The organism is Streptomyces sp. NPDC054849 (assembly GCF_053610945.1).
Genome location: NZ_JBSGZI010000061.1, coordinates 24,151 through 48,082, shown reverse-complemented (window position 1 = coordinate 48,082; position 23,932 = coordinate 24,151). Strand labels below are relative to the sequence as shown.

At 73.0% G+C, this 23,932-nt stretch carries 21 protein-coding genes; 7 read left to right on the top strand and 14 right to left on the bottom strand.

Features of this window, described 5'->3' with window-relative positions:
- A partial coding sequence (locus tag ACWGIF_RS24230) for a peptidoglycan-binding domain-containing protein (RefSeq protein WP_453500583.1) occupies positions 1-692 on the top strand: 692 nt, incomplete at its 5' end.
- Positions 693-766: 74 nt separating this feature from the next.
- Here ACWGIF_RS24230 and ACWGIF_RS24225 read toward each other — a convergent pair.
- From ACWGIF_RS24225 to mdlC, 10 genes are all read right to left on the bottom strand, one after another.
- Positions 767-2,962: an ATP-binding protein gene (locus ACWGIF_RS24225; RefSeq protein ID WP_453500582.1), complete on the bottom strand. Its 2,196-nt coding sequence runs from the start codon at positions 2,960-2,962 to the stop codon at positions 767-769.
- Positions 2,955-3,593 (bottom strand): DUF4255 domain-containing protein, encoded by a 639-nt coding sequence (locus ACWGIF_RS24220; RefSeq protein WP_453500581.1) that lies wholly within the window; start codon positions 3,591-3,593, stop codon positions 2,955-2,957. The genes ACWGIF_RS24225 and ACWGIF_RS24220 overlap by 8 nt, the downstream gene beginning before the upstream one ends.
- A 119-nt stretch (positions 3,594-3,712) precedes the next feature.
- The gene (locus tag ACWGIF_RS24215; RefSeq protein WP_453500580.1) at positions 3,713-4,378 is read right to left on the bottom strand and encodes a response regulator transcription factor; all 666 of its coding nucleotides are present in this window, start codon (positions 4,376-4,378) and stop codon (positions 3,713-3,715) included.
- Positions 4,379-4,545: 167 nt separating this feature from the next.
- The gene (locus ACWGIF_RS24210; RefSeq protein WP_453500579.1) at positions 4,546-7,470 is read right to left on the bottom strand and encodes an AfsR/SARP family transcriptional regulator; all 2,925 of its coding nucleotides are present in this window, start codon (positions 7,468-7,470) and stop codon (positions 4,546-4,548) included.
- Between the two features lie 121 nt (positions 7,471-7,591).
- Positions 7,592-7,852: a hypothetical protein gene (locus ACWGIF_RS24205; protein WP_453500578.1), complete on the bottom strand. Its 261-nt coding sequence runs from the start codon at positions 7,850-7,852 to the stop codon at positions 7,592-7,594.
- Positions 7,849-9,798 (bottom strand): peroxidase family protein, encoded by a 1,950-nt coding sequence (locus ACWGIF_RS24200; protein WP_453500577.1) that lies wholly within the window; start codon positions 9,796-9,798, stop codon positions 7,849-7,851. The genes ACWGIF_RS24205 and ACWGIF_RS24200 overlap by 4 nt, the downstream gene beginning before the upstream one ends.
- Positions 9,799-9,808: 10 nt before the next feature.
- Positions 9,809-11,218, bottom strand: a complete 1,410-nt coding sequence (locus ACWGIF_RS24195) for a hypothetical protein (protein WP_453500576.1) — start codon at positions 11,216-11,218, stop codon at positions 9,809-9,811.
- A gap of 20 nt (positions 11,219-11,238) precedes the next feature.
- Positions 11,239-12,594, bottom strand: a complete 1,356-nt coding sequence (locus ACWGIF_RS24190) for a cytochrome P450 (protein ID WP_453500575.1) — start codon at positions 12,592-12,594, stop codon at positions 11,239-11,241.
- On the bottom strand, positions 12,591-14,021 hold the full coding sequence (locus tag ACWGIF_RS24185; protein WP_453500574.1) for an FAD-binding oxidoreductase: 1,431 nt from the start codon (positions 14,019-14,021) through the stop codon (positions 12,591-12,593). The genes ACWGIF_RS24190 and ACWGIF_RS24185 overlap by 4 nt, the downstream gene beginning before the upstream one ends.
- Before the next feature lie 89 nt (positions 14,022-14,110).
- Positions 14,111-15,727 carry a benzoylformate decarboxylase gene (mdlC, locus tag ACWGIF_RS24180; protein ID WP_453500573.1) on the bottom strand — a complete coding sequence of 539 codons (1,617 nt, stop codon included), beginning with the start codon at positions 15,725-15,727 and terminating at the stop codon, positions 14,111-14,113.
- 356 nt (positions 15,728-16,083) lie between these two features.
- Between mdlC and ACWGIF_RS24175 the strand changes: the two genes are divergently transcribed.
- The 4 genes from ACWGIF_RS24175 (at position 16,084) to ACWGIF_RS24160 (ending at position 19,715) form a co-directional block, all read left to right on the top strand.
- Positions 16,084-16,818 carry an ArsR/SmtB family transcription factor gene (locus tag ACWGIF_RS24175; protein WP_453500572.1) on the top strand — a complete coding sequence of 245 codons (735 nt, stop codon included), beginning with the start codon at positions 16,084-16,086 and terminating at the stop codon, positions 16,816-16,818.
- A gap of 86 nt (positions 16,819-16,904) precedes the next feature.
- Complete coding sequence (locus ACWGIF_RS24170; RefSeq protein ID WP_453500571.1) at positions 16,905-17,846, top strand: DMT family transporter; 942 nt, start codon at positions 16,905-16,907, stop codon at positions 17,844-17,846.
- Positions 17,847-18,027: 181 nt separating this feature from the next.
- Positions 18,028-18,537, top strand: a complete 510-nt coding sequence (locus ACWGIF_RS24165; protein WP_453500570.1) for a hypothetical protein — start codon at positions 18,028-18,030, stop codon at positions 18,535-18,537.
- A gap of 341 nt (positions 18,538-18,878) precedes the next feature.
- A complete protein-coding gene (locus ACWGIF_RS24160; protein ID WP_453500569.1) occupies positions 18,879-19,715 on the top strand; it encodes a class II glutamine amidotransferase in 837 nt (278 codons plus the stop codon).
- Here ACWGIF_RS24160 and ACWGIF_RS24155 read toward each other — a convergent pair.
- Entirely contained in the window at positions 19,712-19,987 is a 276-nt protein-coding gene (locus ACWGIF_RS24155) for a winged helix-turn-helix transcriptional regulator (protein WP_453500568.1), read from the bottom strand. The genes ACWGIF_RS24160 and ACWGIF_RS24155 overlap by 4 nt on opposite strands.
- On the opposite strand from ACWGIF_RS24155, the gene ACWGIF_RS24150 reads away from it, so the two are divergent.
- Positions 19,986-20,288, top strand: coding sequence for a YybH family protein (locus ACWGIF_RS24150; protein ID WP_453500567.1), 303 nt, complete (start codon positions 19,986-19,988; stop codon positions 20,286-20,288). The two genes, ACWGIF_RS24155 and ACWGIF_RS24150, sit on opposite strands and share 2 nt — an antisense overlap.
- A 102-nt stretch (positions 20,289-20,390) precedes the next feature.
- Here the strand turns inward: ACWGIF_RS24150 and ACWGIF_RS24145 are convergent, their stop codons facing one another.
- Entirely contained in the window at positions 20,391-21,248 is an 858-nt protein-coding gene (locus tag ACWGIF_RS24145) for a 2OG-Fe(II) oxygenase (protein WP_453500566.1), read from the bottom strand.
- Between the two features lie 320 nt (positions 21,249-21,568).
- On the opposite strand from ACWGIF_RS24145, the gene ACWGIF_RS24140 reads away from it, so the two are divergent.
- A complete protein-coding gene (locus ACWGIF_RS24140) occupies positions 21,569-21,964 on the top strand; it encodes a hypothetical protein (RefSeq protein WP_453500565.1) in 396 nt (131 codons plus the stop codon).
- Between the two features lie 22 nt (positions 21,965-21,986).
- Here the strand turns inward: ACWGIF_RS24140 and ACWGIF_RS24135 are convergent, their stop codons facing one another.
- Positions 21,987-23,564, bottom strand: coding sequence for an amidohydrolase (locus ACWGIF_RS24135; protein WP_453500564.1), 1,578 nt, complete (start codon positions 23,562-23,564; stop codon positions 21,987-21,989).
- Between the two features lie 66 nt (positions 23,565-23,630).
- Complete coding sequence (locus ACWGIF_RS24130) at positions 23,631-23,843, bottom strand: MbtH family protein (RefSeq protein ID WP_453500563.1); 213 nt, start codon at positions 23,841-23,843, stop codon at positions 23,631-23,633.
- Between the last annotated feature and the right edge of the window lie 89 nt (positions 23,844-23,932).

Here is a 23,932-nt window from a genome sequence, read left to right as displayed (position 1 = left end):
CACCGGGGGGCGGCGACGTCGGCGGGGCGGCCGCCGGGGGCGTGGGTGGTGGGAGCCAGCCGGGCGGGGGCGGCGGCGCGCCGCCCCCGGCAGGAAGCCCGCAGACCGCGAAGCAGGGACCGCCCTGGCGGGCCGGCTACCAGGCCGACGTCGCCGTCCATTTCGCCCAGCGACGGCTGGCCGCACTCGGCAACAACGTCTGCACCCTCAAGGGACAGTGGAAGGAGGGTGTGATCGACCCGCAGACCGAGGCCTCGCTCATCTGCTACCAGAACGCGGTCATGGCCGACCGGAAGACCACCCGCGCCCTGACCGCCACCGACCCCCTGGGCACACTCGGCCGCGCCACGCTCCCCTCCCTGTGGATGCAGGGCGTCACCGCCGACCGCCTGACGTACGGGTCGAAGAACTTCGAGGTCACCCGGCTCGACGCGGCCTTGCGCTGGGCCACGCAGGCCAGCATCTCCGACAGCGACCTCCAGGCGGACCGGGCGTTCGCCCAGCTCGGCGTCGACTACTTCACGTCGGGCGGGCAGAAGGCAGCCCCGACCACCTTCGACGCCAAGATCCGCGACCGGGTGCGCGAGTACCAGCAGTCCGTAAAGCTTCCGGTGACGGGCGTCGCCGACACGCAGACCGTCAACGCCCTGCTCGGTGGGTCCGTCAACGGCACCGGACGCCCGGGACGTTGAGCGAAGTCCCGGGCGGCGGACCGCCCGGGACTTTCCCGCACCTGCCCGTCACGGGGCTTTCCCGCACCTGCCCGTCACGGGGCCCAGGCGTCGGCGTTCCCCGGCACCAGGCGGCCCGCCTTGACGTACTCTCGCCTCGCCCCGTCCCGTACGTCGTCGGCGGTCACCGGACCGTCGCCCCGTACGCGGGCCGCGTAGCACGCGGTGAGGGCGGCCGACCGGATCGAGCCGCCGGCGAGTTCGAACTGCGCCGCGCACCGCTCGAGTCCGGCTTCGATGCCGGGCTCGGTCGGCGCCCCGGCCAAAGCCTGGCGCCACAGTCGCGCGCGCAGCTCGGCGTCGGGGAAGGGGAAGTCCACCACCAGGTCCAGCCGCCGGGTGAAAGCCTCGTCCACGTTGGCGCGCAGGTTGGTGGTGAGGACGGCGATGCCGTCGAAGGACTCCAGCCGCTGCAGCAGGTAGGCGCTCTCCAGGTTCGCGTACCGGTCGTTCCCGCCCTGTACCCGTGAGCGCTTTCCGAAGACGGCGTCCGCCTCGTCGAAGAGGAGTACCGCGTCGGTGCGGTCCGCCTCCGAGAAGATCCGTTCGAGGTTCTTCTCGGTCTCGCCGACGTACTTGTCCACCACCGAGGAAAGGTCCACCACATAGAGGTCCAGGCCCAGTTCCCCCGCCACGACCTCGGCCGCGAGGGTCTTTCCGGTGCCGGACTCCCCGGCGAACAGGGCCACGACACCCCGGCCCCGTCCGCCACCGGTCCGCAGCCTCCAGTCACCGAGCACGACGTCCCGGTGGCGGGCCCGCCCCACCAGTTCCACCAGCTGGGAGCGGGGCGACTCCGGCATCACCAGGTCGGCGAATCCTACGGCCGGCCGCACCTGCCGGGCATGCCGTCCGAGCAGGGGGGCCGACAGCCGGCGCGCGGTGAGACGCACGTGCCGCGCATCGAGCGCGACGCCTTCGAGGGCCGCCAGTTCCCGGGCGGTCCGGGCCACGGCCGCGATCTGTTCCCCGCCCAGCCGGTACGAGGCGACGGCGTCGGCCACATCGCCCTCGAAGCCGGGCAGCTCGGCGCGCCAGCGGTCGGCGGACGCGCCGGCCCCTGAGGCGGATCCGGTCGCCGAGGCCTCCAGGGCGAGCAGCGAGACGCCCGCCACTCCTGCCGTCCAGTCCGGGTCACAGGGCTCGTGACCCGCGAAGACGGAGGTGACGTCGGGGGCGGCGACCGAGGAGATCAGCCCGCCGGGGTCCTCCGGCAGAGCGGTGACCACCACTGCCGTGCCGGCTCCGCGCAGCCTGGCCTCGCGGCGCAGGAGGGGTCCGATCCGCAGGTCCTGAGCGCGGGGCCGGTACAGCAGTACCGTCCGGCCCGCCGCCCGCAGGGCCGTGACCACGGAGGCGGCCGAGTCCCCGCCGCGCTTCTCCCGCAGATGCACGGTGACGGGGCGCCGCGAGCGGGCCAGCAGGGCCGCCGGATCGGGCGGATCAGCCGGAGCCGGCGCGGGGAGCGGCGCGGGGACCCGCGTATCCGGGGTGGGCCTCAGCAGCGTGACCCCCCGGCGGCACAACTCCTCGTCGAGACGGTCGTCTCCCAGCAGGTGTGCCACGACCCGCTCCGGAACCCGCAACGCCCGCCCCGGCAGGGGGCGGGCCTCGTCCTCCAGCTCGAGCAGCCCGCCCGCGATCAGGGGCGCGGAGGCGTGGAAGCGGCCCCGGGCCTGCGGCAGGTGGGGGCCGCTTCCCGCGAGTTCGAGGGCGAGCGCCACGGTGGCCCGTCGGCGGCCCACGTCGTCGTTCAGGTAGCCGTAGAGCGGCTCGAAGCGGCGGTCCACGTCCGGGGCCAGGGCCGCCAGCAGGATCCGCAGATCCAGCGCCGAGAGCCCGAAGTCCCGTACGAAGGCGCCCAGTCGATTCGCGGCGCCGCCCGTGTCCGGTGCGTCACCGGCCGGTCCCGTGGTTGCGCCGGCGACGGGCTCGCCACCGCCAGGACCGGACTCCCCGCCCGCGGGGGGCTGCGGCCATGCCGACTCCCCCGGCTCCCGCGGCTCCCCCGGCTCCCCCGCCTCCCCCGGCTCCGGCGCGTCCCATGCGAGCGGCACGTCCCCCGTCCCGTTGCCGGATCCGGCGCGCAGCGCCGTCTCCTGCGACACGTACAGCCCGCGCAGGGGGTCGTGTGCCGCCGGATCGTCCGCCGAGCGCCGGGCGACCAGCTCCGTCGCCACCGCCCGCAGGGCCGCCAGCCGCCTCAGCAGGGCGTGCGCCGCGTCACTCACCCGTCCTCCCGCGCAGCGCCGTACGGAGCATCCGGGGGCGGGAGTCGTCCGGTGCACCGGACTTCCCCCGTACGGTGACCACCGCACCTTCGGTGACCGGCGGCCCCACCGGGTAGGCGGGCGTGACGGGGAAGGGAAGGGTGATCACGACATCGAGCGAGGGCTTGAGCTCGCCGCCGAGCGCGGACCAGACCTCCGCCAGCGAACGCGACTCGGCGGGCGGAACACCCACGGTCAGCGCGATCGCCTCCCGGTGTGCCCGCAGCGAGTTCGGGACGTCCTCCTTCGGCAGCACCTCGTGGGGCAGCAGCGCCGCCAGCGCCGCGGACAGCATGCGGTGCTCGTCCTCGGGCCGCGCGGTCCAGGCGGTGAGCAGGTAGGAGAGCCGGAACCAGCGCGGTGGCTGCCGCCGCTGCCGGACGATCCCGTTCTCGTCACGCTCCGCGTACGCGCCACGCTCCCGACGGGCGACGTCCTCACGGATGTCGTACAAGTACGCGTTGAGTGTCGGGGTGTTGCGTCGGGCCGCCCACTCCCGGGTGGGGGCTTCGAGGGCAATCTCGCCCGTCCCCTGCGGCAGTGCGCCGCGGCGCAGGAGGCGTTGCAGCGCCTCGTCGATCTCGTGGATCATGTGATGTGGTGTCCTCGGTACGGCCGGAGCCCGCAGGGGCCCGGCGGGGAGCGGGCGGGTGCCCGCGGACGTGACGGTTCGCTCCGCGCGGTGGTCGCGGAGCGCGGGTCCGAGCCCGGTCAGATGTAGCCCTCGCGCAGGGCGTAGGCCACGGCGTGGGCCCGGTTGCTGAGCTGCAGCCGGGTCATCAGCGCGTGCAGGATGTTCTTGACGGTCCGTTCGGAGTAGGCGAGCTTCTCGGAGACCTGCCGGGTGTCCAGTCCCTCGGCGAGGAGGCGCAGTACGTCCGTCTCGCGCGGCGCCATGCCGAACATCGGAGTACCCCCCGCCCCGGAACAGGCCGCCGCGGTCTGCGACCGGCGCAGCCGGCCGACCTGGCCCAGGACCCGGCTGATCAGGTCCGGCGGCAGAACCCCCTCCCCGTGCGCCGCCTGACGTACGGCCTTGACCAGGGTGTCCTCGGTAGCCTGGTGGCGCCACACGATGGCCCGTACTCCGTACTCCACCACCGTGAGCAGATCCGGCTCGCGCAGCTCGCCTGCGATGAGCACCACCCGCTGCTCTCCGCCGCGCAGCACCCGGCGCAACGCGGCGGCGGACTCCTCGTCGACCCGGTCGATCAGCATCACGGCCACGGTCGCGGCGGGCCCCAGCCCGTCGCGCTCCCGCGACCTCGACACGACCTCCACGGTCGGCTGGTGCTGCAGATGACTGACGACCCCGGCCCGGCTGAGCGGATCGGTGGCGTGGATGGTCACGGTGATGCGGTGGTTCGGTGCCGGCATCCGTGTTGGTCCTCCCTGTGCGACGGTGCTGCGCACACGGTGGCGGAACGCGATCAACAGCGGGTGGGTGAACGATGGGTGCCGGGGCGGGGCCGTCCCGGCCCGGCCCAGGGCAGGTCCCGGGGACAGGACCCCGCGCCAGGACTTCAGGACAGGACCCGTGCGGTCTACAGGGTGGCCAGGACGGCGCGCGCCTCCTCGGCCTCGGGTGGCCTGAGCGGTTCGAGCAGCGCGACGGCCCGGGTCAGATGCTCCCGCGCCCGTTCGCGCTCTCCGAGGGCCGCCAGCGCCGTGCCGATCAGCCGCAGTACCCGGGCCTCCGCGAACAGCCAGCCCTTGGTGCGGGCCAGTTCCAGGCACCGCTCACCGGTCAGCACCGCGTCCCGGGGCCGGTCGGCCGCCAGATGGCAGAAGGTCTCCTCCAGCACGTGGAACACCTCGAAAGCGGAATAGTGGTGGCGCGCGGCCAGCTCCGCCCCTTCCCGCAGACCCGCGATGCCCTCGTCGGGCCGCCCCTGCATCCGGGCGATGCCGCCCAGCGCGTACAGGGCGTAGATCTGCCGGAAGGCGTCTCCCGCCGCCCGCGCGGACACGAGGCCGCTGCGGCCGTACGCGGCCGCCTCGTCGAGCCGCCCTGCCGCGGCCAGGCTGAGCGCGCAGCAGACGCGCGCGTTGCCGGCGCCCCAGGTGTTGCCGCACTGCTCACCGGTCTCGACGGCCTGCCGCTGCAGGGTGAGGGCCTCTTCGTAGTCGCCTCGTCCGTACCGGACCAGTCCCCGGCAGTTGCGGATCTCGGTCAGGACCTCCACGTCCTGCGAGATCCGCGCATCGCGCTCCGCGTCGCGCAGGATCTGCTCGGCCTCGTCGGGTTCGGCGAGCTGGTACAGCGCCCCGCCCAACATGTACCCGAGGCGGCCCGCCGCCCGGGTCTGCGTCTGCTCGCGCGCGAGCCGCAGCATCAGACGGGCGGGCTCCACCATCGCCTTCCAGAGGAACGCGCCGTCGAGCACCGGGTCGAGGGCCAGGACGAGGTCGGCCACGAGCACCACGGACGGCGGTTCGGCCCGGACCGTCTGCACCGCGACCGCGAAGACGGACTGGTGCCGCGCCGTGAACACCCGCTGGCCCTGCCCGGGTGCGGATGCGGGGGTGCCCGCCGAAACCGTCGCGGCGAGCAGCCTGGCCACGGGATGGCCGGGGCGTTCGACGGTGTACGCATTGCGGGCGGATGCCAGGAAGTGGTCGCAGAGCCGGACCAGCGCGGCCGCCTGCTCACGCGGACCGTCTTCCTCCGCCGACCGGGCGCGGGCGAAGGCCCGCAGCAGGTCGTGGAAGCGGTAGCGCCCCGGCGCGGGGGATTCCAGCAGCCCTAGGCCGGTCATCCGCTCCAGGTACTCCTCGGCCCGCGCGTGGGGGAGCCCGGCGAGCGCCGCAGCGTCGGCGACGTCCGCGTCCTCCTGCTCGGGCACCGCCAAGAGCCGGAACAACCGGGCCTCGGCCGCGCCCAGCAGCTCGTAACTCAGCCGGAAACAGGCCTCCACCCCGTCCTCGCCGCCCGCGGTGGCGGAGAAGGGGGAGCGTCGGCCCTCCAGCAGCCCGAGGAACGCGGCGAGGGACCAGCCCGGCCGGGTGGCCAGCCGGGATGCGGCGATGCGCAGGGCCAGCGGGAGCCCGCCGCACAGCTCCGCCAGGGCGGTGGCCATGGCGGGCTCGGCCGCGATCCGCGCCTCGCCGATGATCCGGCCGAGCAGGGTCACGGCGTCGGCGGGCGCCAGCACGTCGAGCCGGATGCGCAGTGCGGCGGGGAGTTCCGGCAGGGTGCTGCGGCTGGTCACCAGGACGGCGCAGGCGGAGGACCCGGGCAGCAGCGGCTCGATCTGCGCGATGTCGCGGGCGTCGTCGAGCACGAGCAGGACGCGCCGGCCGGCCAGCCGGGAGCGGTACAGGGCGGCGCGCTCCTCGATGTTCTCCGGAATCGCGGAGTCCAGGACGCCGAGGGCCCGCAGGAAGGAGGCGAGAACGCTTCCGGGCTGCGCCGGGTCCTCCCGTACGCCCCGGAGGTTGGCGTAGAGCTGCCCATCGGGGAAGAGTTCGCGCAGCCGGTGCGCGGCGTGCAGGGCGAGGGTGGTCTTGCCGACTCCTCCGATCCCGCCGACGGCGGAGATCACCACCGTCTCGTTGCCGTTCGGACGCAGGGCGCGCAGGAGGTCCCGGGTGTCGTGGCCGCGACCGGTGAAATCGCCGGTGGCGTACGGGAGTTGCGCGGGTGGTGGCAGCGCCGCCACATCGGCTTGGGCGGGTGCGCCGGCGTCGGCCCGCTGTGGAGCCGTCCGTACGGCGCCCCCGGCGCCACCCGCAGCGGACCCACGGGGCTCACCGCCGCCGGAGCCGCCACCGGAGCCGCCGCCGCGTCCCGCTCCTGCGCTCGGCTCCCCCGGTGTGGCCGTCACCGCACGGGCATCGCCCGCCCGGCCGGCCCGCTCCAGAACCGTGGAGCGCAGGCGCTGCAGTCCCTCGTGGCGCGGATGTTCCGCGCACAGCTGGGACAGTTCGGGAACCAGCCGCGCATGCTGCCCCCGGGCCAGGTCCAACTCCAGCCGCTCCAGCAGGACGGACAGCCGCAGCTCGGTCAGCCGCTCCCGCTGGATCCGGGCGAACGGGCCGGGCAGACCGGCCAGCGGCACTCCGCGCCACCGGCGCAGGGCGCCCTCCAGCAGTTCGGCCCCGCTGCCGAGGTCCCCGGCGGCCACCCGTGCGCGGGCCCGGGCCACCTCGGCCTCGAAGACGGTCAGGTCCACCGCGGTGTCCGGTACGCCGAGCGCGTACCCGCGCCCCTCGGTCGCCAGGCACGGGCCCACCACCCTGCGCAGCCGGTACACGTACGACCGGACCGTGCCCACCGCCGTTCTGGGAACCTCCTCGCCCCACATCCCGTCGATCAGCTCGTCCAGCTCGCAGGCCCCCGGCCGCCGCACCACGAGCATCGACAGGAGCAGACGCTGCTGCGGCGGCCCCAGTGCGAGCGGCTGCTCGTCCTGCCAGGCCTGTACCGGCCCGAGCAGCGAGAAGTACGGCGGGGCGGAATTCCTCACGGTGGCCCCCCTTTCTGCGATTTCTGCGATGAATGCAATCCCCAGGAAGGATGATCTTCACAGACTCGAGCAGAGGGTTCGTCCGGATCCGGCCACCACCGGTTCCCCGCGAAGGACGAGGTCAGAGGCGGCGGGTGTGGACCTCCAGGTGGGCGTCCAGGTGGGCGGCCGACCGGGTCAGGCCGTCCGCCGCCGTCGCGCAGCGTTCGGCAAGGTCCTCCACGCGGCGGCGGAAGGCGTCCGCCTCCGGGCCGTTCCAGTCCAGCGCCGCGGCCGAGGCGCGCAGCCGTTCCGCGTGGTGGCGCAGGGCCGTGGAGTGGGTGCGCAGCCCGTCCACGGGGGCGTGGCGCAGCGCGGCGCGCGCCGCCGGGATCGTGGTCACAGGGACCTCCAGGGGGCGAAGGCGTTGGTCACGCCGGCCAGGGCCGGGGCCAGTTCGGGGTGGTGGCGCAGCAGTACGGTGACCATGGAGTTGCGGTCGACCCACTCCAGGCCCTCTGCGGTGTAGACCTCGGGACGGTAGTCGGTGGTGAAGAAGCGGTCGCTCTTCAGGCGCCGGCTGGCCATCAGGATGAAGATGCGGAAGAGGGAGTCGCTGAAGCCGAATCCGGCCGGGCGGGGCTCGGCGAGGTTGCCGACGAGGGTGTCGACCCGGTCGAGCCGGCCCTCGTACAGCTCCTCGAGCAGCGGTGTGTCCCCCGGGTGGCCGCCGGTCAGCTCCTCGAAGGAGGCGACCGGGCGCTTGCGCAGCATCCGCCGGTAGGCGTTGTAGCGCGGGATGCCCCGCTCGCGGTCGCGCAGGATGTCGACGGTCCCGAGGTCGATGTGCTCGCCGGAGAGCCGGGCGAGGTTGCGCAGCGCGTCGGGGTGGTTGTGCAGGACGAGCGCGCCCGGGTGCTCGGTGCCGAAGGTGTACAGGAGGTCGCTCATCCCGTACGCGTCGATGGCGGTGCGGGTGGTCTCGCCCTGCATGTCGTCGAAGCCGATCACCTCCCGGACGGAGCCCCCGGTGTGGTCGCGCAGTGTCACCTCGTCGGGGATCAGCGGGTGCAGCCGGTACGCGGAGACGAACTCCTCCGTCATCGAGAACGGCGCCGCGTGGTGGTCGGTCGGCGAGCCGAGGATGCCGCTGAGCATCTCGCCGCCGCCGATCCGGCCGAACCGCTTGGAGACCCAGCGGGGCAGCACTCCGTACCAATTGGCGTTCATCGCGCGATGCAGCACGGGGGTGTCGAGGATGCCCGGGGTCCACTCCACCGTGTGGATCTTCGCCATGAGGGCGGTGTTGACGAGCCGCGCGGTGTGGAAGAGCCGCTCGTCGTCCCAGGTGGGGTGATGGGAGCGGATCTGGTCGCAGATCGCGTTGTGCTCCTTGGCGAAGAGCGTGTGGAGCAGCGAAAGTCCCGTCCAGTAGTCGCTGTTCATGCCTGTGTGGTCGAGGCAGGTCATGCCGGGCCGGGGGTCGGAGGGCAGGCGTCCCTCCTGGAGGATGAGATGGCCGTGCTCCCCGGTACGGAGGGAGCGGCACCGGTCTTCGTCAGAGCCGTAGATCTGCGAGCCGTCCCACCAGTGCGTGACCGTGTTCTCGTACGTCGGCGGGGCGTCCGGCGCGGCGTGGGCGACCGGGTCGGGGCGGGTACGGTTCACCCGCATCGGGCAGCCTCCGCTCCAGTCGTCGTCGGCGGCGAGCGGGACGGTGAAGGGCTCGGCCTTCTCGTTGTCGCCGTGGTTGGCCCAGCCGTGGTTCTGGAACTGGATCCACGCGGCGGCCAGCAGATTGAGCGTGGGGGCCGGCGTGAAGGCCTTGCGGGCGAGCAGCTGCCGGCTGATCTCGCGGGGGCTCGGCGTCATGAGGTCTTCGTCTGAGTCCGGGAAGACCATGTGCAGCGGCGCGTTGCGGTCGAGCCGGGTGCCGGCCCTGCCCATGTCGGTGTCGTCCGGGTCGTAGCCGGAGCCGTCGTACGAGCGGAACGGCGCGAGGGTGGGGGTGGCCCTGCGGGGGCGCTCGCCGCCCGCGCCGAAGGTGTCGTGCAGGTTCTGGCGGCGCAGGTCGTCGCGGAGCACCCGGATGTTCAGCAGGGCCACCGGGCCGGGGAGCTCCCACCAGTCGCGGGACCGGTTGATCCGGGCGAAGGCGGCCGAGCCGAGGCGCTCCAGGAGCCCGGGCGGGCCGTACCCGGCGGGCGCGGGACGCCTGCTCTGCGGGGGGAGGGCGGCGGAGGGGACGGCGGGCCCCTCCGGCCCGGCCGTCGCCGTATCCGTCGTGCCTGTTGGGCGTGTGGTGTCCGTCGTGGGTGTGGTGTCCGTCGTGTCTTTCGTGTGTGTCATCGTGAGGTCCTCAGCGGTCGTAGAGCTGGAACAGCCGGGTGTCGGTGACCCGGCCGCGGAACGGCGTGAGTTCCGCGTCGACATGGGCGCTCGCCTCCGGCGCGTCGAACCGGAGGTTGTGCGCGTACCGTTCGGCCGCATGGCAGAGCGGGAAGGCGTGTGTGTCGTCCGTCCAGGTGAACTCGGTGAACTGTGCGGGCAGGGCGTACGGGGACACCGAGGAGCGTCCCTCCAGGCTCGGCACGACATCGTGCTCGTTGATCAGCGAGCACACCCGGGTGCCCGGGTCCGCAGGCCGCTTCCCGTCGATGGGCGATCCGATCGCGACGACGTGCGTGACCCGGTAGAGCGCGCAGAAGTCCCGGTCCGCGGCCAGGTTCATCGCGGTGATCCCGCCCAGGCTGTGGCCGACCAGCGCGATCTCGGCGCCCGTGGGGATCGTCAGCCGCAGGGCGCGGGTGGCGGCCCGGGAGTACGGGGTGCTGGGTCTGGCCACCGCGTGGACGGCGCCGAGCAGGTCCTGCGGGCTCTCGTTCCTGACCCCGTCAGCCGACATTCCGGCGAGCTGGACGACGTACCGCGTCACATCGTCGGCTCCCGACACGCGCTGGACGAGCAGGGTGCCGCCGGTGCCGACCGCGCCGATGTTGCGGATGTATCCGCTGATGGTGCCGGAGGTGTCGAGGCGCTCCAGCATGCCCGGCTCGGGCTGCTTCGGCACGGCGCGGCCGGGGCCGCGGTCGAGGAGGGCCCAGACCTGGCCGCTGACGCCCATGAGCGGTTCGGCGGTGGTCAGGGTGCGGCCGGTGGCGATCTCCCAGCCGGCCTCGTCGTTGAAGGGGTTCTCGTCGGTCAGCGCGTTCCACGCCAGGATGTCGGCGAAGGAGGGGGCGAGCAGCGCGAAGGCCCGCTCGGCACCCTGGCTGCCGGTGATCTTCCTGAAGGCGCGGATCGCCTCGCGCTGCCGGTCCTCCTCGATGGCTTTGAGGACTCGTGCGGTGTCGGGGTCGCTGAGCAGCTCGGGGTGTTCGACGGCGGCCGCGCGGACACGTGCCTTGAGGCCGGTGACGGCGAGGCTGACCGCCAGGCTCTCCCGGCTGGTGAAGACTCCGGCGAGGCGGCCGGCGCGGGCGAGCCCGCGGCCGTTCGCGGCCCAGCCCAGCCCCTTGGGGTCCGTGAGGGTACGGAGCAGGGTGCGCAGCGCGGTGCGGGCGCGGCCGGAGGTACCGAGGGCCGCCAGCGGCAGCCGGGTGCCGAGGGCGAGTTCGGAGGCGTGCCGGGAGGCCTCGCGTACGGCGTCGGCGGCCTCGGCCAGGTCGCGGCACAGCTGGTGCAGGGCGGCCACGTCCGGTTCGCCGCCTGCGGCGGGAGGAACGGTGGGGGCGGTGGGGGCGGTGGAGGCAGTGACGGCTTCGGGCATGAGCGGGCTCTCTCCAGGTCTCAGCGCGGGGCCAGGCGGAGCCTGATCGCGGCCGTGTCCACCGTTCCGGGCAGCGGTCGGTGCGGGTCGACGGCGGGGCGGCCCCCGATGATCCGGTGGCCGCGCAGCACCTGCGCGCAGACGGCCGAGGTCAGCAGCAGGCCGAGCTGGTCGCCGGGGCAGCGCCCTCCGCCGTGACTGAAGGGAGCCATCCGGAGGTCTTGGTCGGCGTCCGCCTCGAGCCAGCGGCCGGGTACGAAGAGGTCGGCGGCCGGTACGCGGGCGGTGTCCCGCTGGTGGAAGCCGATGGGGACCAGGACGGAGGTCCCGGCAGGGTGGCGCACGCCGCCCCATTCGGTTTCGGCGCGGGTGACGCGTACCAGGTCGGGGACCAGCGGATAGAGCCGCAACGATTCCTGTACGCAGGCACGCAGCCGGGGCAGTTCGCGTCCACCGGTGGCGATGTCGGCGTGGGCGGCCTCCTGTTCGGCGGGGTGGGCGGCGAGCAGCAGCAGGGTCCGGACGACGACGCTTGCGATGCCGTCGAGGGCGAGCAGCCAATGGTGCACCTGACCGAGCGGGTCGGTGTCCGCACCCGCAGGTCGGCTCAGTGCCCGGGCGGCCAGGGCGTGTCCGGAGGCGTCGGCCGCGTACTCCCCGACGCGGGCCGCGGCCTTCGCGTACAGCGCTCGATCGGCCTTGTTCCGACTCTTGAGCAGGCCCATCCAGTTGCCCGCGTTGCGCAGCTCGTACAGCCAGCCGGTCAGCTCCTCGTCACCGGTGGCTCGGTCGCCGAGGGCCACTCGGCGGGTGATCCGGCCCATCGCCTGCTTCATCCGGGCGAAGTCGAGGGTCGCGCGGGCGGTGAGCGCCAGGCTCTCCTCCTCGATGATGCGCTGGTAGTGAGCGCAGTCGGGGTGGACGGGCCGATCCGGTGCAAGGACCTCGTCGTTGATCTTGCGCCGTTCCTCGCGGAGATCGCCGTGACTGCAGATCACTCCGGTGGGCTCCAGGACGGTCAGTCCCTTGTTCTTTTCCGGGGCGTCCAGGGCGAGGGTGCGTACGGGCTCGGCGAAGAACTGGCGCAGGTCGGCCTGGTCGAGCAGGACCAGCACCGAGCCGGACAGCCCGCGGACCAGCACGGGGGCACCGCCGTGCCGGGCCCGCATCGCGCGCAGGGTGGCGGCTGACCAGGCCGGCTGGTTCAGGGCCGCGTACGCGGCGACGACACGGGGACGGGCGTTCACGAAGCCCCGGACGAAGGCCGGGAGGGTATGGGTGGCGGCGAAGCGCACGGCCTCGGTGCGGCCCGCACGGACGGGCCCGGCCATGCGGGGCGAGAGGAAGGGCGCGGCCTGGGTCTCGTTCTCGGTCATGCCTCGACGACCTTTCCCGGGTTGAGCAGGTTCTTCGGGTCGAAGAGCCGCTTGAGTCCGCGCTGCAACTCCAGGCTCGCCGGGTCGAGTTCGCGGGCGAGCCAGTCGCGCTTGAGTGTGCCGATGCCGTGTTCGCCGGTGCTGGTACCGCCGAGGGCGAGCCCGGCGGCCATGATCTCGTCGTACGCCTTCTCGGCGCGGCGGAACTCATCCGGGTCCGACTCGTCGAAGACGACGGTCGGGTGGAGGTTGCCGTCCCCGGCGTGTCCGAGAGTGAAGATCCGCAGCCGGTTGCGGCGGGCGATCTCCTCGATCGTGCCGATGAACTTGGGCAGTTCGGAGCGGGGTACGGCCACGTCCTCGATGAAGGCGGTGGGTTTGCCGCCGAGGGTCGCGGCGAAGGCGCCGAGGGCCGGGCTGACCAGCCGCCGGGCCTCGATGACCTGCCGGGACTCCTCGGGGGTGGAGGCGACGTGGACGTGGTCCGCTCCGGCCTCCTTGCAGAGCAGTTCCATCGCGTGGAGGTCGCTCGCGGGGTCGGCCGAGTCGCTCTCGACGATGAGGGTGGCGGCGCTGCCGGGCCGCAGCAGCCCGTGACCGTGGTCGGCGACGGCCTGGGACGTCGCCCGGTCGAGGAGTTCGAGCGCGGACGGGATGTGGCCGGCGGCGGTGATGGCGGCGACGGCGTCCCCGGCTGCGGTGAGGCCGGGGAACTGGGCGAGCAGGGCGAGCGCGGCCGGGCGGGCGGGCCGGAGCGCGAGCGTGGCGCCGACGACGACGGCGAGGGTGCCTTCGGAGCCGACGATCAGCCGTGTCAGGTCGTAGCCCGCGACGCCCTTGGCGGTGTCGCGTCCGGTGCGCATGCGGCGGCCGTCGGGGAGTACGAGGTCGAGGCCGAGCACGTAGTCGGCGGTGACCCCGTATTTCACGCAGCAGATGCCGCCGGCGCCGGTGGCGATGTTGCCTCCGATGGTGCAGCGCTCCCAGGAGGCGGGGTCGGGCGGATAGGTCAGGCCGTGCGCGGCGACTGCGTCGTTCAGATGCTTGGTGATGACGCCGGGCTCGCAGCGCACGAGGCGGTTGGCCGGGTCGATTTCCAGGATCCGGTCCATCCGGGCGGTGGACAGGACGACGCAGCCGTCGATGGCGTTGGCGGCGCCGGCGAGTCCTGTGCGGGCGCCCTGCGGGACGACGGGGACGCCGAGTTCGTACGCGGTGCGCAGGATGTGCGCGACCTGCTCGGCGGTGTGCGGGAGTGTGACGACGGCGGGGGTGCCCGCTTGCGAGAAGGGTGCCGCGTCGCGGGTGTGGGCGGCGAGTGCGTCGGCGTCGGTGCGCAGGGCGTCGGCGGGGAGCCGGGCGCCGAGTCGGTCGAGGAGCACGGTGACGCCGGTGGTGTGGGGGGAGACGGTGGGGTCGGTGGGCATACCGGGCCTTCTGGAGGTGGTGGCGGTGGTGGGGGGTGTGGAGGGGCCGCGAAACGGGGGCGGCGTGGAGGGGCGGCCGCGCACGGCGCTTACAAGGAGGGGAGCTCGGTGGTGATCGGTACGTCGATGAGCACCGGGCCGTCCTGCTGGGCCGCGGCGTCCCGTACGAGCTTGGTGAGCTCCCCGGCTCCGTAGGCCGTGTGGGCGCGGACGCCGTAGCCGGTGGCGATCGAGGTGATGTCGAGCCCCGGGATGTCGAGCCCGGGGGCGCCTTGGGCGTGCTCGATCTGCGCGAACCACTGGAGGATCGCGTAGCGGGCGTTGCTGAGGACGACGAAGGTGACGGGGATCTTGTAGGTGGCGGCGGTCCACAGGGCCTGGACGGCGTAGTGGATGGAGCCGTCGCCGATGACCGCGACGACGGGCCGGTCGGGGGCGCCGAGCTGGGCGCCGACGGCGGCGGCCGCACCGAAGCCGAGGCCGCCGCCCGCGGAGAAGAGGTACGAGCCGGGGGTGCTGATCCGGGTGGCCTCGTGGAACTGCGGGACGTTGGACGGCGATTCGTTGACCCAGAGGGTGTGTGCGGGAGCGCCCTGGGCGATGGCCGTCATGGCGGCGAGGGGGGTCAGCACTCCCTCGGGCCCGTCGGTGACCTGTACCCGCTCCTCGGGCCGGGCCGCGGGGCCGCCGGCCGGGAGCGGGTCGGCGAACCGGTCCGCGAGGGCGCGGGCGGTAAGCGCGAGATCGGCGACGACCGCGTCGCCGACGGGGGCCCTGGCGGCCTCCTCCGCATCGCGGGTCAGCAGGATCAGCTCGGCGCCGTCCGGCAGGTGGGAGCCCGGAATGTAGGGGTAGTAGCGGAAGACGGGCGCGCCGATGACCACGACCAGGTCGTGGCCGGTCAGCTGCCGGGTGAGCGGGCCGATGGCCGGGACGAGTTCCCCGCGGAACTGCGGGTGGTTGCGGGGGAAGGCCACCCGGGCGGAGACGGGGGCCGCCCAGACGGGCAGCCCGGTGCGCTCGGCGAGCGCGACCACCGCGTCCCAGGCACCGGACGCGTCCACGTCGTCGCCGACGACGAGCACGGCGGAGCGCGCTCCCGCGATGCGGTCGGCGAGGTCCTGGAGGGTGTCCGGGGCCGGGCCGGTGACGTGGGTAACGCGGCGGGCGGCGGCGGTCCGGGCGCCGCGGTCCTCCTCCTCGGTGAGCTCGGCGTCGAAGTCGTCCATGGGGAGGGAGACGAAGACCGGGCCGTGGGGCGGGGTTTCGGCGAGCTGGACGGCGCGGGCGAGCGCGGGGGCCACGTCCGCGGGGCGCGGGGGCTCGTACGCCCATTTGACGGCGGGCTGCGGGAGGAGTGTGGCCTGGGGGTTGGAGAGCAGCGCCTCCATGGTGAGCATGGCGCGGACCTGCTGGCCTGCCGTGACCACCATGGGGGTGCGGTTGGCGCGGGCGTTGAGGATGGCGCCCATGGCGTTTCCGGTGCCGGGGCCGGTGTGCAGGTTGACCAGGGCGGTGGTGCCGGAGGCGAGGGCGAAGCCGTCGGCCATGCCGACGACGACGGCTTCCTGGAGGCCCAGTACGTACCGGAAGTCCTCGGGGAACTGCTTGAGCATGGGCAGTTCGGTCGAGCCCGGATTGCCGAACACCGTGGTCATGCCGCGTGCCCGCAAGACGTCCAGGACCGCTTCTCGAACCGTGCGCATGTGGATCCTTCCGCGCAGCCGGGGACAACTGACGGTGATCAAGACAGCACGCTCAGTGGATCTTGGCAAAACGCTCCCACGGGTGGGTTCGCCCTGCTATGGGAACGCCACGAAGGGCGCCACCCGCGCCGCCCGCGTCGTTCACCGTGGTTGACGCCCCGTCCACCCGGCGCGACCGATGTCCCCCGTAGGCATGGGTCGCACTGGAGCCCGCGGGATCGACTGGGGGCGCATGCGGCGCCCTCGGGGACCGCCACCCCGTACGGCGCCGCCTTGAGCGGGGTCGGGAACCGCGAGTCCGACTTTCCCGGCGCAATCATTCGGTACTCGCCGAAACATTGGGGCATCCTGGGACCATGAACGAGTTGCATTCCGGGGCACCTGCGGAGGAACCCGCACCCGCGGCCCGCCTTGCCGCGTTCGCCGCGGCCTTGGCCGACGAAACGCGGGCCGCCATCTGTATGACGCTGCTGGAAGGCCGCGCCTGGACCGCGGGCGAGCTGGCCCGGATCACCGCGGTGGCGCCGTCCACCGTCAGCGGCCATCTGTCACGGCTGCTCGGCGCGGGCATCTGCGTGACCGAGCGGCAGGGCCGCCACAGCTATGTGCGCATCGCCGACGCCGCGACCGCTCGCCTCCTCGACCAGCTCGCCTCGTACGCGGTGCCGGACCGGGACGCGGCGCACACGGTACCCGTGATCGCCGCACCGGACCCGCTGGCCCGCGCACGGACCTGTTACGACCACTTCGCGGGCCGGTTCGGCATGGCGGTGACCGACGCGATGGAACGGCGCGGGCTGCTGCGCACGGAAGGCGTCTTCGAGCTGACGGAGGAGGGCCGGACCTGGTACGCGGGGGCCGGCGTGGATCTCGCCCACGAGGGACGCAGACCCCTGGCGAGTTCCTGCCTGGACTGGACCGAGCGGCGCCGCCACCTGGGCGGCGTCGCCGGGGCCCGGCTGTGCGCGCGGGCGCTGCAGGAGGAATGGGTGGCACGCCCGGCAGCCGGCGGGCGGGGGCTGGAGGTGACCGCGGCCGGGGAGCGGGCCTTCGCAGACCTGCTGGGGATCGCTCCGGACGCATGGAGCTGAGCCCGCCCCCGAGGCGGGTACGCGCGTCCAGGTTCCGCGAAAATACTTCGGTGAACACCGAAGCGTTGTGTCGTAGGGTGGAGCGCATGACGTTCCGCAAGGGTCTGATCCCGCCCCATATGCTCACGGTCGGCGCCGTTTCCTTCACGGTCTTCGCGTGGGCCTCCGCCTTCGTCTCCATCCGCAGTGCGGGCGCCGCCTACTCACCCGGGGCCCTGGCCCTCGGCAGACTGCTGGCCGCCTCACTGGTGCTCGGGATCCTGCTCCTGGTCCGCCGCCAGGGCCTGCCGCCCCGCGAGGCCTGGCGCGGAATCCTGGTGTCGGGCGTGGTGTGGTTCTGCGGCTACACGGTCGCCCTGAACTGGGGTGAGCGCCTGGTCGATGCGGGCACGGCGTCCCTGCTGGTGAACACCGGGCCGATCCTCATGGCCCTCCTCGCGGCCCGCCTCCTCGGAGAGGCGCTGCCGCCGCGGCTGTTGGCGGGCATGGCCGTCTCCTTCGTCGGAGCGGTGGTCGTGGGCCTGTCCATGTCGTCCGGTGGCGGCGGCTCCACCTCGGTGCTCGGAGTCGTACTCTGCCTGCTCGCGGCGGTGGCCTACGCGACCGGCGTCATCGCGCAGAAGCCCGCGCTCTCCTACGGAACACCCCTGCAGATCACCGCCTACAGCTGCCTGACGGGGACCGTGGTCTGCCTGCCCTTCGCGGGGCAGCTGCTCTCGGAACTGCCGAAGGCACCCCTCTCGGCGACTCTGAACATGGTCTACCTGGGCGTGGTGCCGACCGCCCTCGCCTTCACCACGTGGACCTACGCCCTGGCGCGCATGCCCGCCGGCAGGCTGGGCGCGACGACCTATGCCGTACCGGCCATCGTCGTCCTCCTGAGCTGGGCCCTGCTGGGCGAGGTGCCCGCGTGGCTGACGCTGCTCGGCGGAGTGCTCTGCCTCGCCGGGGTCGCGGTCTCCCGGTACGCACCGCGCACCCCTCGGACCCCCTCCCGCGGCGGCCGGCTCCGCGCAGGCCGGACCTGACCGGATACCCGCCCGGATGCCTGATCGGATGCCTGATCGGATCCTCTCCACCCCGCCCTGCCTGTCCTTCACGACCGGTGAGGCGCGTCACCGCGCGCCTCACCCGGATGCCCGGTCCAGTGGGCATCGGGGCCGAGGGGCCGTTGACTGGGGAGTCCGGAGCACTCGGACGCTTGGAGGCGTGGTGGCGGCGATCGCGTGGACGCGTGGTGTGGCAGGTGTGGTGCTGTCGGTGGTGGCGCTCGGCGCGGCCGGCTGCTCGAACGGCGAGGGCACCCCGTCCGGCGCCGTGTCGAGCGCGGCGTCCGCGGTGAAGTCGGCGGGCGAGGCCGTCTCGTCGGCCGCCGCCGAGGCCGCGAAGGCCGCCGAGTCCGCCGCGGCCGTGGCGAAGGACAAGCTCGCCGAGGTCAAGAACGGGGTCGACGCCAAGGACCAGGCGTCCCTGGGTGCGGTGGCGACCGACCCGGACGGCTATACGACCGTCCCCGTGACGGTGCGCAACACCGACGACGCGGTGAAGTCCTTCGCGGTGCAGGTCGAGTTCAGGGACGAGAGCGGGACCCTGGTCGACACCGTGGTGACGACGGTCTCGAACGTGGCCGGGAAGGGCACGGGCGAGGGCACGGCCCGCAGTACGCACAAACTGTCCGGCACGGTGTCCGCACAGGTAGGCACCGCCCTGCGCTACTGAGGCCGGGGCCCGCCGCATGGGCGGAGAGCGGTGGCGCGCCGTGCGCGGCGGCTGTCCGCCACTCTGCCCGGCAGGTGTCACAGCGGGATTCCGAGGGGCCCGTACTGCTCTCGCCCGACCCCCGCCGCACGGAAGGTCCCGACCGCGGCGGCGGATCGTGGACGGTACGCCGCCCGGCCCCCGCCGGAGCCCGCATGGCGATCAGCAGCGGGGGACGTGAGAATGAGACTGCTGAAAAGACCCCCGGCCGACGGCCGCGGGGACCGGTCGGTCCTGCCGTTCCGCGCGGCTGGACCGAGCGGCGAACACCAGCGTCCGCGGAAGAACTCAGGTGACCGGTCATGTGCCGATGGCTCGCGTATTCGGGATCGCCCGTGCTGCTCGACACCATCCTGTACAAACCGGCCCACTCGCTGATCGACCAGAGCCTGCACTCCAAACTGGGCGTGGAGACGACGAACGGCGACGGGTTCGGGGTCGGGTGGTACACCCACGACACCACCGCCACCCCGGCGCTCCTCAAGGACGTCGGCCCTGCCTGGAACAACCGCAACCTGCGGGAGCTCGCGGACCATGTGACCTCGCCGTTGTTCTTCGCCCACATCCGGGCGTCGACGGGCACGGCGGTGCAGCAGACGAACTGCCACCCGTTCCGGCACGGTCGCTGGATGTGGATGCACAACGGCTCCATCGCCGGCTTCCACCGCATGCGCCGGGACCTCGCCCTGGTCATCGACCCGGCACTGTTCTCCGACATCGAGGGCACCACCGACTCCGAGGTCATGTTCTACCTCGCGGTCACCTTCGGCCTGGAGCAGGACCCGCCGGGCGCCGTCGCCCGGATGGTGGGGCTGGTCGAACGCGTCGGCCGGGAGCACGGCGTCGAGTTCCCGATCCAGATGACGGTGGCCGTGACCGACGGCGAGAGCGTGTGGGCCTTCCGCTACTCCAGCCAGGGTGCCTCCCGGTCGCTGTTCTACAGCAGCCGGGTCGACACCCTGCGCAGGCTGCACCCGGATGTGGCGTTCCTTCAGGACGTCTCCGAGGAGACGCGCCTCATCGTCTCCGAACCCCTCGGCGATCTGCCCGGGGTCTGGAACGAGGTACCCGAGAGCTGCTACGGCGTCGTACGGCCCGGGGCGGACGCCATGCACCCCTTCGCCCCGGAACCCGTCTAGAACGCGTCCTTCTCCTCCCCCGCCCCTGCCTGCGCCAGCTCCACCCCGGTCCGGTACAGCTCGACCAGCAGGGGCCGCAGGGCCGCGCCGGATGCGGTCAGACCGTAGCGGGTGCGCACGGGAAAGCCGGTCAGCCGTTCCCGTACCGCGAGGCCCCGCTCCTCCAGCGTCCGCAGCCGCTCGGTCAGCACCTTGGGGCTGATGTCGGGAAGCCGCGCCGCCAGCGCCCCGAACGACAGGGGTCCGCCCATCAGTTCGCGCAGGACGAGCATGGTCCAGCGCCCTGACACCGCCGCGAGCGCCCGTTCCACCGGGCAGTCCGCTCCGGGCGCCGGGTACGCCCGCCGGCGTCCCGAACCAGCTCGGCGTCCTACGGGCCTGCGTGGCTTTCCGATTGGTGCGTACACGGCGGGCGACATCGCGCTGCTGATCGTCGACTGGAGCATCGAGGGCACCGGCCCCGACGGCGCGGCCGTCCGTCTGGCCGGCACCGCCACGGACGTCGCCCGCCGCGGTCCGGACGGCCTGTGGCGCTACGTCGTCGACAACCCGTTCGGCACCTCTCCCGCCTGACCCGTGGGCAGGGCCGGGCTCAGGAGTCCGCCTGGTGGACGGCGGCGAGGGTGACGCCGCCGGATGGACGGCTTCTTCTCCTCGGACTCCGGGGACCGCGAGTCACATGGTGGTACGGGGTGCCGGGAGGGTGAGTCGGGTGGCGGGGTCGGATGGGGGAAGGGCGATGGGGCTGGCGCCGTCGTGGTCGTGCGTGACGTCGGTGAGCGGGCGCGTGCGTTCGGCCGCGCGGGCCAGCCAGTGCCAGATCCGGGACGGGCCGTCCGGCACCGGCGTTCCGGACTCGCTGGTGCTGATCCACGTCGTGAGGGTGAACCGGTGGTCGGCGAAGTGCCCGCTGGGGCAGGTGGACGGGACGACCTCGTGGAAGGCGCCGGCCGGGAAGAACACGATGGTGTCGTGCTCGGGTTCGATGGTGCGATAGGAGTCCGCCGGCTGGGCCCCACTGCCGCCCAGCAGGGTGTCGTACAGCCGGAGTTGGCCGCCTTCGAAGCCACGGGGCCGGCGGTGGAGGTAGTACACCGCCGACAGGGCCGTGCCGACGTCGCGGACCCGTGAGGCGTCGGTGTGGATGCCGTAGTGGCCCCCCTCACCGTGCGATGTCAGGACGGTCAGCGTCTGTGTGAGGGCCGCCTGGTGGCCGAGGATCTCCTGGACGAGCGGCAGGCAGTCGGCGAGGTGGGCGCTGAACACGGAGCTCGTCACGGGGAGGACGAGGGAGCTGCGGCCCTTGTGGGAGACCTGGCCCGACAGGGGGTCCAGAACCGTACCCGCGTAAAAGTCGGCCTCCTGGGAGATCGCGTACTTCAGCAGGGTGTCGGCGCGTTCGGCGCCCAGGAAGTTCTCGAAGCGGCAGACCGGTGCCGGTACCACGGGCGTCGTGGACCACTGATCGGAGGGCGGGAGGACCTGAGTGCTGATTTCCGTCGGCGTGGCTGGTTCCGTCGCGTATCCGCTCATGGCCCCGAACCGTACGCGGAGCGGCCGGAGCCGTCGAAGGAGCACATGGGGGCGCACAGGAGTACACCCCTCCGCTCCCATGTGCTCACTGCCGCGGGCAGATCCACCCGGGCTCTTGCGCGGTGGAGACGCAGGACGGGACGGTGGCCATGGGCCCGGACGCCCTCGTCTCCTCGCCGAGACGGACCCGCCGGCCGTCGCCGACTGGCGCACCGGTCGATGCCACCGGGACGCGGTGACCGGCCCGCATCCGTGTACGGTCACGAACCGGGCAGGCGAACCGCGTGCACCGAACGGCCGACCGCAGGGATGAAGGATCGATGACGCTCGAAGAAGGCCAGAGGGTGATGCTGGCGGTGGACCTCAGACTGACCGGTTCGGTGGTCCCGGCGGAGGATTCCGCGACGTCGGCGGATGCCGGCGCCGGGATCCTGTATCTGGCGTCGGGCACCGAGGGCACCGTCGAGCGGGTGCACGAGCACGACCGGCAGCAGAGCGAGGAGGTGCGCGAGTACGAGCGGCTCAAGGGGCTCCTCGACGCCTTCGGCCACCAGATGCCCCCGGAGAGCCGCAACCAGCTCGAAGAGAAGGTCGCCGCCCTGGAACCCGCGTGGACCGCCTACCAGGAGGACAGGCTCCGCACCACGGTCCGCGTCCGCCTCGACAACGGGTTCGTCCTCGACGGTGCGCACGAGGACGTCTTCACGTCCGTCTGACCGGGCACTCCCGTCGGCCCGTTCACACCGCCGGCTTGCCGGTCTCGCGGCCGTCGACGTACGTCTCCACCACCCCGATGTCACCGATCCGGGAGACCTCGACGCGCCGCGGGTCGTCGCCGAGCACGACCAGGTCGGCGCGTTTGCCCGGGGTGAGGCTGCCCGCGCCGTCCTCCCAGTGGCAGGCGTACGCGCCGGCGACGGTGTAGGCGTGCAGGGCCTCGTCGACGCTGATGCGCTCGTCCGGGCCGATCAGCCGGCCCGACGCGGAGGCCCGCTCGGCCATGAACTGGACGGCACGCAGCGGGGAGCCGTCCGTCACCGGCCGGTCGGAGCTGCCGACCAGGGTGACGCCGTGGTCGAGGAAACCCCTGCCCCGGTACAGCCACGGCGCCCGCTCCTCGCCCATGATCGTCGCGTAGTCGTCGCCGAAGTAGCGCAGGAAGTTGGGCTGGACGACCGCGCTGACGCCCAGCTGCGCGAAGCGCGGGAGCTGGTCCGGCCGGATCAGGCCGGCGTGTTCGATGCGGTGCCGGGCGCGGGGACGGGGTCGCAGGCGCTGGGCCCGTTCCAGGGCGTCCAGTGCCACATCGGCCGCGCGGTCGCCGATGGCGTGTACGGCGAGCTGCCAGCCGGCGAGGTGGCCGTCCACGATCGACTGCCTGATCGCCTCGGGGTCGTCCTGCAACTGGCCGGCGTGGTGCAGTCCTTCATACGGGGCGCTGAGCGCTGCGGTACGGGCCATCATGCCGCCGTCGGTGAAGACCTTCAGCGCGCCCACGGAGAGCCAGTCGTCTCCGAATCCGCTGCGCAGGCCGAGGTCGAGGGCCTTGGGGATGCCGTCGGCTTCGTGCGCGGCGACCGAACGCAGCCGGTCGGCGGAGACCATGAGCTGCACCCGCAGGGGCAGCAGCCCCTTCTCCCGGGCGAGTTGATAGGCCCCCAGCTCGACAGGGCTGTGACCGAAGAGGGTGCCGCCGATGCCCGCCTCGGCGCAGGCGGTGACGCCTTCGGCCAGGCAGGTCCGGGCGGCGCGGCCGATCGCCTCCGCCAACTCCTCCTGCGAATAGGGCAGTCGCAGCGCCCGGGCGGCGCCCATCGCCCCCTCGGCGAGGAAGCCGTTCTCGTGCGGGACGTCTGCGGCGAGCATGTCGAGGACGGCCGTGTTGACGACGCAGCCGTGCCCGGAGTCGTGCAGGACGTACAGCTTGTGCCCCCGGCTCACCGTGTCCAGTTCGGCGGCGGTCAGATGGCGCCCGAGGGCCCGCTGGTCGTAGCCCACGATACTGACCCAGGATCCGGGCGCGTTCTTCCGGGCGACGGCCCGTGCCACGACCGCGAGCACTTCGTCGACCCGCGTGCAGCCCGCGATGCTCGCGGTGTTCTGCTTGAGGCCGGTCCAGGGCAGGTGCACGTGCGCGTCGATGAACCCGGGCAGCACGGTGGCGCCCTGAAGGTCGATCACCTCACGTGCGGGCAGTGAGGCCACAGCCGCGTCCAGGCCCACGATGCGGCCCCGCCAGATGCCCAGCTCGTGGGCGACCGGGTGATCCGGGTCCATGGTGAGGAAGCGGGCGTTGGTCAGTCTGGTGCAGAGCATCGGCGGTGTCCCCCGGTGAAGGCCGGCCGGCGCGGTCGGCGCCGTACCGGGATCGGCTGCGACGGGTCAGGCCTCCATCGACCCGGCCAGGGAACGGGGGCGCAGATCCGTCCAGTTGGTCTCCACGAAGTCCAGGCAGGCCTCCCGGGTGTTCTCGTCGAAGACCACCGTCCAGCCACCGGGCACCTCGGCGAAGGACGGCCAGAGCGAATGCTGGCCCTCGTGGTTCACCAGGACCAGGAAGCGGCCTTCGGCATCGTCAAATGGGTTGGTGCTCACGTTCGTTCCTCCCCGAGAACGTCATGCTTAGGTTAGGCTCGCCTAATTGCGACGAGCTTAGTCTTTCCCCTTGCTGCTCACAAGGAGAT